This window comes from Methanosarcina sp., from assembly GCF_049706645.1.
Taxonomy (GTDB): domain Archaea; phylum Halobacteriota; class Methanosarcinia; order Methanosarcinales; family Methanosarcinaceae; genus Methanosarcina.
Map to the genome: position 1 here is coordinate 151087 of NZ_JBNAKP010000015.1, position 14010 is coordinate 165096.

Annotated in this window: 12 protein-coding genes; 5 read left to right on the forward strand and 7 right to left on the reverse strand. The window is 43.7% G+C overall.

Features of this window, described 5'->3' with window-relative positions; all coding sequences use genetic code 11:
• The 4 genes from ACPK8D_RS06510 to ACPK8D_RS06525 form a co-directional block, all read right to left on the reverse strand.
• Entirely contained in the window at positions 1-1056 is a 1056-nt protein-coding gene (locus ACPK8D_RS06510) for a 3-methyl-2-oxobutanoate dehydrogenase subunit VorB (protein WP_424717031.1), read from the reverse strand.
• A gap of 20 nt (positions 1057-1076) precedes the next feature.
• A complete protein-coding gene (locus ACPK8D_RS06515; RefSeq protein WP_424717032.1) occupies positions 1077-1325 on the reverse strand; it encodes a 4Fe-4S dicluster domain-containing protein in 249 nt (82 codons plus the stop codon).
• A 470-nt stretch (positions 1326-1795) separates the two neighbouring features.
• Positions 1796-3466, reverse strand: coding sequence for an AMP-binding protein (locus tag ACPK8D_RS06520; protein WP_424717033.1), 1671 nt, complete (start codon positions 3464-3466; stop codon positions 1796-1798).
• 213 nt (positions 3467-3679) lie between these two features.
• The gene (locus ACPK8D_RS06525; protein ID WP_424717034.1) at positions 3680-4234 is read right to left on the reverse strand and encodes a helix-turn-helix domain-containing protein; all 555 of its coding nucleotides are present in this window, start codon (positions 4232-4234) and stop codon (positions 3680-3682) included.
• A gap of 760 nt (positions 4235-4994) precedes the next feature.
• Between ACPK8D_RS06525 and ACPK8D_RS06530 the strand changes: the two genes are divergently transcribed.
• Positions 4995-6548, forward strand: coding sequence for a NosD domain-containing protein (locus ACPK8D_RS06530; RefSeq protein WP_424717035.1), 1554 nt, complete (start codon positions 4995-4997; stop codon positions 6546-6548).
• Positions 6549-6656: 108 nt separating this feature from the next.
• Here ACPK8D_RS06530 and ACPK8D_RS06535 read toward each other — a convergent pair whose 3' ends face one another.
• On the reverse strand, positions 6657-7160 hold the full coding sequence (locus ACPK8D_RS06535) for an amino acid-binding protein (RefSeq protein ID WP_424717036.1): 504 nt from the start codon (positions 7158-7160) through the stop codon (positions 6657-6659).
• A 157-nt stretch (positions 7161-7317) separates the two neighbouring features.
• On the opposite strand from ACPK8D_RS06535, the gene ACPK8D_RS06540 reads away from it, so the two are divergent.
• From ACPK8D_RS06540 to hisE, 3 genes are all read left to right on the forward strand, one after another.
• Positions 7318-8124, forward strand: a complete 807-nt coding sequence (locus tag ACPK8D_RS06540) for a YkgJ family cysteine cluster protein (protein WP_424717037.1) — start codon at positions 7318-7320, stop codon at positions 8122-8124.
• A gap of 162 nt (positions 8125-8286) precedes the next feature.
• Positions 8287-9573, forward strand: a complete 1287-nt coding sequence (locus ACPK8D_RS06545) for a 3-isopropylmalate dehydratase large subunit (RefSeq protein WP_424717154.1) — start codon at positions 8287-8289, stop codon at positions 9571-9573.
• Between the two features lie 87 nt (positions 9574-9660).
• The gene (gene hisE / locus ACPK8D_RS06550; protein WP_424717038.1) at positions 9661-9975 is read left to right on the forward strand and encodes a phosphoribosyl-ATP diphosphatase; all 315 of its coding nucleotides are present in this window, start codon (positions 9661-9663) and stop codon (positions 9973-9975) included.
• A gap of 211 nt (positions 9976-10186) precedes the next feature.
• Here hisE and ACPK8D_RS06555 read toward each other — a convergent pair whose 3' ends face one another.
• Complete coding sequence (locus ACPK8D_RS06555) at positions 10187-11062, reverse strand: CBS domain-containing protein (RefSeq protein ID WP_424717039.1); 876 nt, start codon at positions 11060-11062, stop codon at positions 10187-10189.
• Positions 11063-11415: 353 nt separating this feature from the next.
• Here ACPK8D_RS06555 and ACPK8D_RS06560 point away from each other — a divergent pair, with 353 nt between their 5' ends.
• A complete protein-coding gene (locus ACPK8D_RS06560) occupies positions 11416-12417 on the forward strand; it encodes an NOG1 family protein (protein ID WP_424717040.1) in 1002 nt (333 codons plus the stop codon).
• 302 nt (positions 12418-12719) lie between these two features.
• On the opposite strand, the gene ACPK8D_RS06565 is transcribed toward ACPK8D_RS06560, so the two are convergent.
• Positions 12720-13715 carry a cytochrome c biogenesis CcdA family protein gene (locus tag ACPK8D_RS06565; protein ID WP_424717041.1) on the reverse strand — a complete coding sequence of 332 codons (996 nt, stop codon included), beginning with the start codon at positions 13713-13715 and terminating at the stop codon, positions 12720-12722.
• Positions 13716-14010: the final 295 nt, after the last annotated feature.

The window sequence follows — 14010 nt, forward strand, 5'->3', positions numbered from 1 at the left end:
TCATGCCTCCCCTGCAATTTTCCTGATTTTATCCATAATCTGGTCAAGGGTAATCAGGTTCCCTCCCATACGATTTACAAGCTCTACAGGTTGTGAACAGCTGATTGCAAGCCTGACATCGTCTTTCATCTGTCCATTACTCATTTCCACGGAAATGAAAGAGCAGCCCCTGTCTGCCAGGACTTTCAACTGCGCTTCAGGGAATGGGAATAGAGTTTTCGGCCTGAAAAGCCCGACTTTGATACCCTCCTCTCTGGCAAGGTCTACGGCTGATCTGCAGATCCGGCTGCTGATCCCGTAAGAAACAAGGACAATCGAAGCATCATCGGTCAGGTACTCCTCATAATCGACCTCGTTCTGCCTTATGAGCTCGTACTTTTCCTGCAGTTTTTCATTAAATCTTCCAAGCTCGTTAAAATCCAGAAAGATAGAGGTTATCAGGTTAGGCCTGGTTTCGGCTGTACCGTTGACGGCCCAGGTTGTATCAGTTTCAGGGACAATAGCTTGCTTCGGAAATTCAAGGGACTCGATCATCTGTCCGAGGACACCGTCTGCAAGCACCACAGCAGGGTTCCTGTACTTGAAAGCAAGCTCAAAGGCTTTTATGGTAAAATCGCACATTTCCTGCACTGAATTCGGGGCAAGCACGATATTTTTGTAGTTTCCGTGCCCTCCGCCTTTAACCACCTGGTTATAATCAGCTTGTTCCGGCCCTATGTTTCCAAGGCCGGGGCCTGCTCTCATGATGTCTACAATTACGCAGGGAAGCTCGGCGCCGGCAAGGTAGGAAAGCCCTTCCTGCATCAGGCTAATTCCCGGGCCTGAAGAGGATGTCATGACCCTGTGCCCTGCCGATGCTCCTCCGTAGACCATGTTAATCGCCGACTCTTCGGATTCGGCCTGGACAAATTTCCGACCTATTTTCGGGAAATACCTGGATGCGTCATGCAGAATCTCACTCGCCGGAGTTATTGGGTATCCGAAAAAACAGTCACATCCGGCATAGAGTGCACCGACGATTATTGCTGAGTTGCCTTTTATGAGTTGTGTTGCCATAATTTTCCTCCTTTTCTGCCTTACTTTGCTTCCTCAGCTTTCAGGGGAATATGAATTTCGATTGCAAGCGGCTCAGGGCAGGTATAATAGCAGCTTGCACAGCCTGAGCATCCCTCTCCTTTGTACTCCACATAGTGGTAGCCCCTGGCATTCAGGTTTTCACTCATGAAAAGTACGCCTTTGGGGCAGGCTAGAAGGCAGCGCCCGCAGGCCTTACACTCCAGGGTATTAATAACAGGGTATGGTTCTTTTTTATCATTCTTTGACATATGACATCCTCATTTGTTTATTTTCAGTTGCCCTCTGGGCTTTTCTCAGCTTTCAGGCCCATTCCCGGATTTGGGGTCATCCAGAGTTTTATTTTTCTTTCCCGGACTTTTTCCAGCCCCAATTTCTTTAACCGGTTTTCTGTGACAGAAAGAAGAGCCTTCAGTTCTCCATGTATTTTTTATACTGTAAAACGTGTAATCTGCTAATATCCAGTATGTTAGCGTGAACAAGCTGTTATATTCCGTAAGTTGGCGGGAACATTTAGATAAAGCTATTAAGTGAATCCGGAGCCGCATCTTCTCAGAGCAAACTTTCCAGAAGGTTTAAGGTACTTATTTCTTTCCTTTCTTTTCCTTTTTTTGATTTGACCCGAAACTTCTCGATTTTCGGATCAAACCAGGTCCTGTTTGCTTTCTAATCGTACCCGAGTTCTTCCAGAAGCTGAATTTCTCAGGCTACTTTTTCTGGTTCAGTTCTGGTCTTTATCCCGGATCTCAACCCTGCGGATTTTTCCGCTAATGGTCTTTGGAAGTTCATCCACAAACTCTATAATCCGGGGATATTTGTAAGGTGCAGTGACTCTTTTTACATGTTCCTGAAGCTCTTTTTTAAGTGCGTCTCCAGGGGTGTATCCTTTTGTAAGCACAATGGTTGCCTTGATAACCTGGCCTCTTACAGGGTCAGGAGCACCTGTAATTGCACATTCGAGCACTGCAGGGTGCTGGATAAGGGCGCTTTCGACTTCAAAAGGCCCGACTTTGTACCCTGAGGTCTTTATGATATCGTCAGCCCTTCCCACAAACCACAGGTAACCGTCTTCGTCCATCCAGGCCATATCCCCTGTATGATAATAACCGTCGTGCCAGGTTTCTTCAGTCTTCTCAGGATCTTTTCCATAGTGGACGAAGAGCCCGACAGGTTTTCTTTCCTTTGTGTTGATAACGATTTCTCCCTCTTCCCCTACATCACAGAGCCTGCCGTCCCTATCCATCAATTCAATTTTATAGCCAGGAGACGGCCTTCCGATAGAGCCGGGTTTCGGTTCCATCCAGGGGTAGGTTGCGATAGTTACAACGGTTTCAGTTTGCCCGAATCCTTCCATAAGCTTTATTCCGGTAAATTCAAGGAATCGGTTATATACTTCAGGGTTAAGAGGTTCGCCTGCAACAACCGCGTATTTCAGGGTACCGAAATCATACTTTGAGAGATCTTCCTTAATCAGAAAACGGTAAATCGTTGGTGGGGCGCAGAATGTTGTAACCCCGAATTTCGAGGCTTTTTCAAGCATGTTTCTGGCTTCAAATCTGTCGTAATCATAGACAAAAACCGCACAACCTGATATCCATTGCCCATATATTTTTCCCCATACGCATTTCCCCCAGCCGCTGTCTGCAACCGTATAGTGTAGCCCGTTATCTTCTACGTTCTGCCAGTATTTTGCGGTGAGAATATGCCCGAGAGGATAGGTAAAGTCGTGTTCCACCATTTTCGGGAAGCCAGCGGTCCCAGAGGAGAAATATACGAGGGAAATATCGCTGTTTTTTGTAGCGGCGTCGCCTGAGGGGTGTTCAAAATCAGCAGAGGCTTCTTCGAGCTCTTTCCTGAAATCAATCCAGCCTTCCCGAACCTTTCCTCCGACGACTGCTTTTTTGAGTGGGACGTTCCCACACTCGGAATGTGCTTCGTCCACCTGCTCGGGAACTTCATCTTCCGATATGCAGACAATCATTTTCAAGCCGGCTTTTTCGATCCGGTATACGATATCCCGCGTCTTGAGCATATGGGTCGCAGGTACGGCAATGGCTCCCAGTTTATGCAATGCAAGGATACAGTACCAGAACTCATACCGGCTCTTCAAGGTAAGCATCACATAGTCGCCTTTTCCTATCCCATGCTTTGCAAAGATATTCGCAGCTTTGTCGCTGTAGTACTTCAGGTCTTTGAAGGTAAAGCTTCTCTCTTCCCCGTTATCGTCACACCAGATCATAGCAAGTTTCTCAGGGGAATTTCCTGCATAGGCATCGACTATGTCATAGGCAAAGTTGAAGTTTTCAGGAACAAGGATTTTGAAATTTTCCTCGAAATCTTCATAGGATCCGAAATCAGTTTTGGAAACAAATTGGCTGAGCAAGGAAGTCATTCTGGACACCCGTTTTATCTACTTATTTTTATAGCTTTTATTTTAAAGGCTTCAGGGCCTGGTTTTAATTTCAAGTTTTTCAAGATTTTATCCCGTATATCGGATTTTTTATCGGACTTGAGACCAAATCGCATTAAATTGAATTTGTTAAATTGAGTTTGTTAAATCAAATTCGTTAAATCAAACTACATCAAATAGAGTTGTTTTGTCGAATTATATTATAACTGCCAGGAATTTGGCTGTTTCTCCTTCCAGAGCTTCCATGGCGTGTTCGTAAGTGGAGTCAAAATAAATGGAATCTCCTTTTTTCAGGACAATCTCATTATTGTGGATATAGACCTTCAGGCTTCCTTCAAGCACATAATTAAATTCCTGCCCTGGGTGGGAATTGGTCTCAGGCTTTGTCCCATACGGTTTGGGTTCGACTGAAACTATAAAAAATTCAGCTTTTTTGTGAATGAATTTTTCAGCCAGGTTCTGGTACCTGTACTGCTTCCTCCTCTCAACACTGACCCCTTTTCCATCCCTCGTAACTGTAAAAATATTCATGCGCGGCTCTTCCCCTGTCAGGAGGGTAGCCATGTCTACGCGCAACTTGTGTGCAATTTCAAAAAGTATGCTTGCCGGAATATCCTCTGTTCCGTTTTCATATTTCTCATAAGTTTCATCGGATACCTGCAGATATTCTGCCATGTCTTTGACCGTGAGATCCGATAGTTCACGCAGTTCTCGAACTCGAGCTGCGATTTCTTTTATTTTTTCCTGCATGATAAGTCTTCTCCAGCTGGATTTTTCAAGAATTAACTAAGATCTGCTTAAAAACCTTTGGCTTTGCAGATTTAATGCCTGTCTGAAAGGAGATTTTTTTCTTCCAGAACCATTGAAAATTATAATTAATATACGTTATGATTAATTTTCCAGTAAGCTTACTATTACATGAGAATTACATGAAAGCTACATGAGAATTACTGAAAGCTACATGAGAATTACTGAAAGTTACATGAGAATTACTGAAAGCTACATGAGGTTACATGAAAACTACATGAGAATTCATGAGAACTACATGAAAATTCATGAAAGCTATATGAGATTACAGAGACTATATGAGAATTACAGCATAACCTTGAATTCGTAGCAGAACTGGGATCTGCGGCTTCAGAAATGAGATTATTTGTCGGATCCAGAAAATAAGGTTAAAGTCTAATTATATTTTTGAACGCCTTTTTTTAAATTTAACTGAATCAGACCTTAATCTCCATGGTCTACTTTGGGATATAAACTTAATCGGATAGTTTAATTTTAGAAAAGTCTTATATATAGCCCCTATCTTACTTTTTGTCTCGAATCTTCATATATAGGATTGCTTGAAGGCGAACAAACCCGGAAAACCTATTTTTTCCGGATAAAGTTTTTAAAAAGACTTTAGTTTTAATTTCTGTTTTCTAATATTTTTTTAAATCAACAATTTTATATGTTATCCTTTTAAAAAATAATTCTGTAAAATTCCTGGATTGATGTGCGGGTTAAAATGGCAAAAGTTAAAATTCTCAGATGGGTCTGCTTATTTGTAGTATTTCTAGCTGCGGTCTCAATTTCAGAAACCGGGGCGACAGAAAATATTTACGTATTTCCGGAAGAATCGATCCAGGCTGCAGTAGATAAGGCCTCACCGGGCGATACTATCTTTGTAAAACCCGGAGAATATAATGAAAGCATCCTGATCGATCAGGATAACCTGACAATAATCTCGGATTCAAGAGACCCTTCTGATACGGTTATTACCGGAGAGGATACAGAGAGCAATGTATTCAAGGTAGTTGCCAGCAACGTAACAATCAGCGGTTTCTCAGTAGCTGACAGCAAATGCGGGATTTACCTCAATGGTGCTCAAAGCTGCACCATAAATAATAACAATGTTTCGGGGAATATTATCGGCATTTGCCTGTTTAAGTCCGATAATAACACTTTAAGCGATAACCTCGTATATTCAAACACTGATTGTGGCATCAAGTCATTTACTTCTTCAGGCAACGCGATATATAATAATTATTTTAATAATACAAATAATGCCAGGGACGATAAGTTCAATGTCTGGAACCGGACCTCAGGCAACTGCTGGAGTGATTACACAGGCACGGATGAGGACGGAGATGGTGTCGGTGACACGGTATATGCCGTCAACAGCCGGACAAAGAGTATGGATTACAGGCCTTTGATTGATTTCATTCCGGAACTTCCGGTACTGCCAGAAGCAATTTTTACTTCCAATGTGACAGCAGGGTATGCCCCACTTACGGTTGGATTTACAGATTTCTCAGAAAATGCCAGCTCGCTGCTGTGGAGCCTTGGAAATCTGGAAACTTCGAACTCTTCGGATTTTTTGCATACTTTTGTCAATGAGGGCAATTATACGGTTACCCTGAACGTCACGAACGAGAACGGCAGCGACTCAACCTATGTGACAATAAATGTTTTGAGAGCTCCGGACCCTTCGGTTCCGGTACTTCCTGAGGCTAAAATCAATGCCAATGTGACAGGCGGGTATGTTCCGCTTACGGTCCAGTTTTTTGATTTTTCCGAAAATGCAGCCTCATTGTGCTGGAGTTTTGGAGACGGGAAGACTTCCTGCTGCCCTGACCCAAAACATACTTTCTGCTGTCCCGGAAACTATACAGTCTCCCTGACGGCAGAGAACGATAACGGCAGTTCTTCAACCTTTATCGTTATTACGGTGCTGAAGCCAGTAAACCAGTCCTCTATCGGGGATAAAACCAATTCAGAAGATACCGGAGGTCAGGGCTCAGGCCGCAGAAACGAGGGTATCGGTATCGAGGAAATTCTCAGCAGGAGAAATCTTGATTCTGTGGGGAACTTCATCTTATCCTTTACCGGAACCCGATCGCTTGCAGAACTGGGACCGTCGATAGAGCATGAAATTTTCAGGGCCGCGGATGCCGCTAAAGATTTTACAGGAGATTCGATGCCCAGAATTGAAGTAAGAAATATTTCTATGCATGCGCTGTTTTTCGGATTTCTGGGACTGGCTCTCGGGCTTTCCGTGTTTAGAAGAGGCAGAAAGTAATTCAATTCTAAAAACCTCTTTTCTCAATTAAAAAACAGTCTTTTATATGGGATTTCCTGTCCCGTTTCATTTTACTTGCTGAATCTTAATTTACGGCGTAGAAGATACTCAGTAAATACTTACTCCTTTGACCGAGGGCAGTTCGAGGATTTTGTCCACAAGTTCTCCAGGCACTTTCTTGTCGGTAATGATCGTAAGTCTCGGGTTATCAGTTAGATAAGGGTCATCCGATACAGCCTGGCGGATGCTCACATTACTTCTGGAAATCAGGCCTGCAACCTCTGCAAGGATGCCCACGTGAGCTGCATCTTGCGGGATAATAATGATCACTCCCAGGCCAAGGGAAGGGGCTACGTCCTTGAGGAAAGGAATGGAATGGACATTTTTAAAAATCGTGCTCAGAAGTTCGTCTGAAATAATAGTCTTTGTAGTTGCGTCAACAACCCGCCGGTCAACACCTGCTTCTTTTGCAAGCTGGGTATGTGCTATCTCAATACTTCCGGAGGTGACCTTTCCTTCTTCGTTCACCTGAAACCCGCGTTCAAAGAGCAGCTTAAGCACTTTTGCCTGCGCAGGATATTTTTCAAACTTTTTGAGTAATGTCTGCCACATATAAACTTAAGTTTAAACCGGGTTCCCTGATATATAGTTTCTTATTGCGATCCATTGTCAGCTGGATAAAGGTCTTTCTAAATGGGATTTTTGAATACTCCTGGCGTTAACTGCTTCCTGCGTTAATTTGATGTACCAGCAGGACACGAGTCTTTATATGGAAGCTTCTAGCGCAGGCAATAAGCGGGAATCCGGGAAAACAAGCTATCAGCTCCTTCTTATTGCCGGTCTCAAGAAAGAAATAGAAATGGCTCATAAACTCGATCCTGAACAGCTTGCAGCGGAAATCAGGAAAATCGGTTTCTACTGCCAGCACTGTGGAAAATGCTGCAGAAGGGCTTTTGGGGACAACAGGGTAGCGGTAATTCCTTCCGAGACCGAAAGAATCCGGGAATATACAGGCCTCTCAAAACTGGAGGTTGCAGGACCATTTGTGCCTGAGGCTCCTATCCGGGATGAAACCCTGGAGAATGAAGAAAAGCATCCTGAAACTTCTTCCATGCCATCGGAGGAAAATGAAGAGTCGCTATCTCCTGAAATTCTTGAGTCTCTTCAGGAGTGTATTGATTGTGAGGGCAGGCTTCATGCCTTTGGATGGATACTCAGGCGAAAGAGGAACGGAGACTGTATTTTTCTTGAAAAAGATACACACAGATGTCGGGTTTACCCTGTGCGTCCCATGCTCTGCAGCACTTATCCCTTTTATCTCGAAGGGCTGAGACTGCAAACCTGCGAATGTGAAGGTCTCGGGTACCCTATTTCTGCAGAAGACAGCCGAAAACTGGCAGGGGATCTTCTCTTGAGGTATGTTTCGGAACTTGAGGACACCCTGGCCATGTATGAAAAATTCGTGGATTTCAGAAGAGGCGGAAAAGGCCTTGAGCTTACGAAAAGGAGCCTGGAGGACGGCACATGTACCTTTATAGTCCATGATAGCAGCGGAAGCACTGAATTTGTTGATTAACAGCACAGAATCGACATAAACTGTAAAATTTGCCGGTAAGCTTCTCTTATTTTTTAACATTTCTGTCTTTCCATGGGCCTGCAAGATTTTTTACTCTTTTTTTGCCCGCATCATCAATTAAATTTATTTATTAGAAAGAGCCAGTTATTCCCCATGACCGGGATGTCTGGTAATGAAAATCGTCCGATGACCGTTTCGGAAAAGATCTTTTCGAAGGCCTCCGGAAGTCCCGTAAAAGCCGGGGATTTCGTGCTGGCAAATATAGACCTGGCAATGACACATGACATTACAGGTCCGCTGGCAGTCAAAGGCTTTTACGAGATAATGAGAGACAAAGAAGAGAAAAAAGTCTGGGACCCGACAAAAATAGTGATCGTATTCGACCACCAGGTTCCTGCGGATTCTATTAACGCCACGGCAAATCATATAATGCTCCGGGAATTTGCTGAGGAACAGGGCATTTTAAATTATGATGTATATGAAGGAGTTTGCCATCAGGTTCTTCCCGAAAAAGGGCATGTGCTGCCAGGAGACCTTATAGTTGGCTCGGACTCGCATACATGTGCATATGGTGCACTGGGGGCGTTTTCTACAGGTATAGGGTCTACTGATATGGCAGCCGTTTTCGCCACCGGCAAACTCTGGTTCAGGGTACCCGAAACTTTCCGCTTTGAAGTGGAAGGTAGTCTGCCGGAACGGGTTTATTCAAAAGACCTCATCCTCCACCTGATAGGTGACGTAGGAGTCGAAGGAGCCAGGTATATGGCAGCCGAGTTTGGAGGCTCAACAATCCGCTCTCTTTCCATTCCCGAACGCATGACTATGTCCAATATGGCAATCGAGATGGGAGGAAAGGCAGGAATTATTGAAGCCGATGAAGTAACTGCAGACTATCTCAAAGAGAGGATCCTGTATTACGAATTCGACCCATACTGGAAATCCGATGAAGGTGCAGAATATGTTGGAATTCGGCACTACGATATCTCGGACCTTGAGCCCCAGATAGCCTGCCCCCACAATGTAGATAACGTAAAACCCGTAACTGAGGTCGAAGGCACAAAACTTGACCAGATCTTTGTGGGTTCCTGCACGAATGGCAGGTTTGAAGATATTAAAATTATGGCCGATATTATGGGCGATGAGCCAGTAGCTAAGGGCGTTCGCCTGCTTGTTGTTCCCGCTTCAAGGACCGAGTACCTGAAACTCCTGAGAGCCGGGTATATAGAAAAGCTTATGAACGCAGGTGCAATCGTAGAATCCCCGTGCTGCGGGCCCTGTATGGGTGGCTCTTTCGGCTTGCTCGGCGCAGGTGAAGTGGGCCTTGCAACCTCGAACCGCAACTTCAAGGGTAGAGAAGGAAGTCCCGAATCTTTTGTGTACCTGTCTTCCCCTGCAACTGCAGGAGCGTCAGCCCTTACCGGAGAAATCACCGACCCAAGGAAGGTTTGAAAAATCTCCTATTATTACTTTTTTGGATATTTTTCTAATTTTAAATTTTTTAAGTATTTATCCGTGTTTAATTAAACAGGTGTTAGAATGTCGGATGCCGACCTATCAATCTTGAACAGAGTATATGAGATCATCCTGGACCGAAAACAGAACTATGACGAGCGCTCATATGTCTGCAAGCTTTTGAACCACCGCAAAGGTATGAACAAGATTCTTGAAAAAGTAGGAGAAGAATCAATTGAAACGATTCTTGCAGTCAGGAACGAAAACCACTCAGAGATCGTTTCGGAAAGTTCGGATCTGATTTTCCATCTTCTGGTACTGCTTGCAGCAAATAATATTACCCTTGATGAAATTGCAGCCGAACTCAGTGCCCGGCACGAAAGCATGAAAAGGGATTAAGGGCCTGGAGGTTTTTACCTCTCGGTTTGAGAATACAGATAACTCGATATCGAAAATATAGATAATTCTATATCAAAAATATAGATAACTCGATATCGAAAATACAGACAATCTGATATTCTAGCAATGATCAGGAATATTGAGATTTTTTCGGCTGCTTCTGCAGAATTTCTTTTAATTCTTTGAAGAAGCGGTGGAAGTCTTGGTTTTCTCAATATACTGCCAGTTCGTTCAGGACATCGGTTTTTGACAGCGTGCCTTTGGGTACTCCGTTAATGGTTACGATAAGCCTTCCTACGTTATACTTGTGGAAAAGTTTTACAACGTCGTAAAGCTGCATATCCCCATCAACTGTGATAAGTTCTTTTGTCATAATGTCCTTGACTTTTACGTTAGGTTTTCCCTGAGCAATTGCATGGGCAATATCAGTGTAGGTAATGATTCCCACGATTTTTCCCTTGTCTTCTACAGGAGCTCCATGAACGTTATTCCTGATAAAAAGTCTCGTTGCTTCCTGAATACTTGCATTCAGGTTCACAAGCAGAGGAGGGTACTTCATATAATGCTTGACATGCTTTTTAGGGAGAGAAATCATTTCCGTAATATTGAAGAGAATAGAATTGTTAGTGTCATCCCTCCCTGTAACTTCTCCACGGATTATCAGGCGGTTTACAGGCGTAGGACCTACCTGAAGCTTATCATCCATCACGAAGTCTTTCGTGTTTCCTATTACGCGGATGACTCCGCTGCAGGCGTCAGGATTCCTGACTGTCGTAAAACTAATTTCGGCAGCTGTAGCCCCATTAACTAACACATTGTTTCTATAAAGAGGGACTACGGACTCATTTTTCAATTGCTGAATTCGTAATGCGTCATATGCTGCTCCTGTAGGTTTGTACCCTCCCTTTGGTCCGGGCACTCCTTCCACAAGCCCCAGGGCCTTTAATAGTTGCATCTGGTTGCGGATAGTTCCAGGATTGCGCTGGATGACCTCGGCTATCTCTTCCCCTTTGATTGCCCGGTCCTTTTGCCGCTGAAGGTTGATTAATGAAATAATAATGTCTTTTTGAATCGGAGTGAGTTCCATACTACCACCATTAATTTCATATACCTTTATAAGGATGATGTATAAAACCTATACATCGATAATGTAAGTTAACGCATATATTTACCATAATTAATGATTATAAATCCTATTACAAATTACTATTACAAATATAAAAAGAGTCCGGTCCTGCTTTGAATATCCACCTGGTTTTATACTTTATATAAGAGTTTGTCGCCAGGATTTGTAATCATAAATCGAAAACCGAGAAATAAATTCCTTCTCAGGAACCGCCTTCAGGAATCTCTGCGAGACTCTTGCTTGCGTATTTTGTTAAAACTTTTCATATATAATAACGTTTATATAACTTAGCAGAGCCCCCAGAGGGTTAGAACATGATGATCTTTGAGAAAATTTACACAGTTCCTACTTCCCAGGAATTAATCAATAAAGCCTTTAAGCGGTCAGCGCGAGCTATGTCCGGGAAAACCATAGAGAGCAGAGAAAGCCGATTCAGGGCCAATGAGTCTATGCTGCTGACAGCCGCAAATATCCTCACGGATAATCTTGCAAATATAGTCAGGCGATTCCCAAGTTTTGAACAGTTGCCCAGATTCTATTATGAACTCACGGATATCCTTGTAGGCGTGGAAAAACTCAAGATGTCCCTTGCATCCGTAGATTGGGCCAGCAGGAAGATCCATGAGGTTGCAAGGAGCTATGTTGGGAAAATTCGAAATTCGGAGGTCCCCGAGCCTGTCCGGAAAGAGGCTTTCGGAAGGCTTGCCTCGATTATCAATTCCATTAACAAGGACCTTCTCTTCCTCAACGAAGCCAGAAACATCTTGCGGAAACTTCCTGACGTCCAGGACGAACCCACAATCGTGATTGCCGGCTACCCGAATGTAGGAAAGTCAAGCTTTGTCTCGAAAATTACAGGTGCAAGCCCGGAAGTCGCTCCTTATCCTTTCACAACAAAAGGGGTGACAATCGGGCATTTCACGCGGGATGGAGTACGTTACCAGGTTATGGATACACCGGGCCTTCTTGACCGCCCTATGTCCGAGAGAAACTATATCGAAAGGCAGGCAATTACTGCAATTCACTACCTTGATGCGGTCGTAATGTTCATGATTGACCCCAGTGAAAGCTGCGGATACGAAATCAAAGACCAGAGACGCCTGCTTGCGGAAATTCGGGAGAACTTTGAACTCCCCCTGCTTGTGGTTGCAAACAAAGCTGACAGGCCCGAATTCCAGAAACTGGACGAAGTAGAATTTAATATCTCCACGGTCACCGGAGAAGGAATTGAAGAAGTAATGGACAGGCTTCTGGAGATGATTGAAGAAAAACGCCTCTCTTCTTCCGAAGAATCGGATACCGAGCCTGCAATCTGACACCCGAATTCCGCAAGCCTTTTCAAAAAAGGCTTGAGCGAAAACTTTTTCAAAAAAAGTTTTATCAAAAACGCAAGCCTCTACAAAAAAGGCTTGAGTGAAAACGGGGAAGCCTATGATTAAGAAATATCTCTAATCCCCTAGCCCTATCCGGCGTGATAAACCGGCGCAACGGTTTCGGCACAACGGTTTCGGCACAACGGTTTAGCTCAAGAGGGCTAATTTACTGAACAGAATTTATCTTTTCTTCCATTTTTCCTTTTCTCGCAGTTAATTTGAGCTTTTCCAGGGTTTCTTTGAGGTTAGATTATTCCAAGTTGCATGAGGAGGGCAACGGAAATCAGTATAAATCCAGTTGTCAGTCGGATCTCTACTCTCCATCTTTCCCTGAATTGGGTGACTTTACTCGGGCTGAGTCCGAAGGCAAGGAGAAGGCCAAGGACTACTACGGGAAGCAAAAGGCCGAGATTATAAAGTCCCATATATAAAGTTCCCCTGACAATATCGGTTTTTGTTGCCAGGATGCTCAGGAGTGAAAGGAAGACCGCTCCTACGCAGGGAGCTTTGACCAGGGAAAACATGCTTCCTGAAAGGAAGGACAGTAGTAGAAGGTTATTTTTATCCATCTTTTCCATAAACCTTTTCAGGGGTGCAGGAGTCCTGAAGGTGGTTTTCGCATGTTTTTTCAGCCAGTAACCATCGAAAATGTGCCAGAAGCCGAGCAGGGCAATGAGCAGGATTGAAATTTCTATAAAACTCCCCTGGATTTCAGGCAGGAAATTAACTACGCTTAGTATGCCCATTCCTGCGAGCATATACATGGTAAAAATCCCTGCCGAAAAACCGAGCGTGATTTCGAGCATTTCTCTTCTTCTTCCATGCTGGGCAAGGGTGACTGAGGCGAGAAAAGCCATTACTGCAAGCAGGCAGGGATTGAAACCTGCAAGAACGCCCGCTGTCAGGAGTAAGAAGGGGCTTATTTGTTCAAGGTGCTTACTTTTTCCTTCCCGGTTTCCTGAAAGGGGAAGCGAGATATCCTGGGTAAAAAGTAAAGGAGATATCTGGGTTTCGGTCAGAAAAACTCCGGTAGGGTTTCTATATCCTCCGTAAAAGCAGCCCGTCAGCCGGCTTTCAGACACAAAGGTCGAGCCGGAAGCAGGGCTCAGCAATAAAAGAATACAGGTCAGTGCAAAAATCCCTTTAGTAACAAATAGCTTACGCGTATGTCGCTTTTTCATATGTTTTTCCAGAACCATTTTTATGAAGATATTCCAGATTTCCAGGGCCAACCGGCACATGATTTTGATAAGATCCGGACTTTTACCGGCTTTTGGATTCTCTTTATCGATGGAAAGGGACCTTATCCAGATTGATTTTTCATTTTTTTAATTTTCCCATTTTTATAGTGAAAAAAATTACGTACTGATAGCAGTTATCTCTTTCGATTTTGTTAATTAATGTGATATCTTTAGCCTTAATTTGTGTATCTGTATATATATTTTACAGAGCATTAAGTTTTATATAGGCCTGCCTGAGCTGATCGAGAACAGGTACGAATTAAAGCACTTCTAATAAAATCAGTAATTCATACAC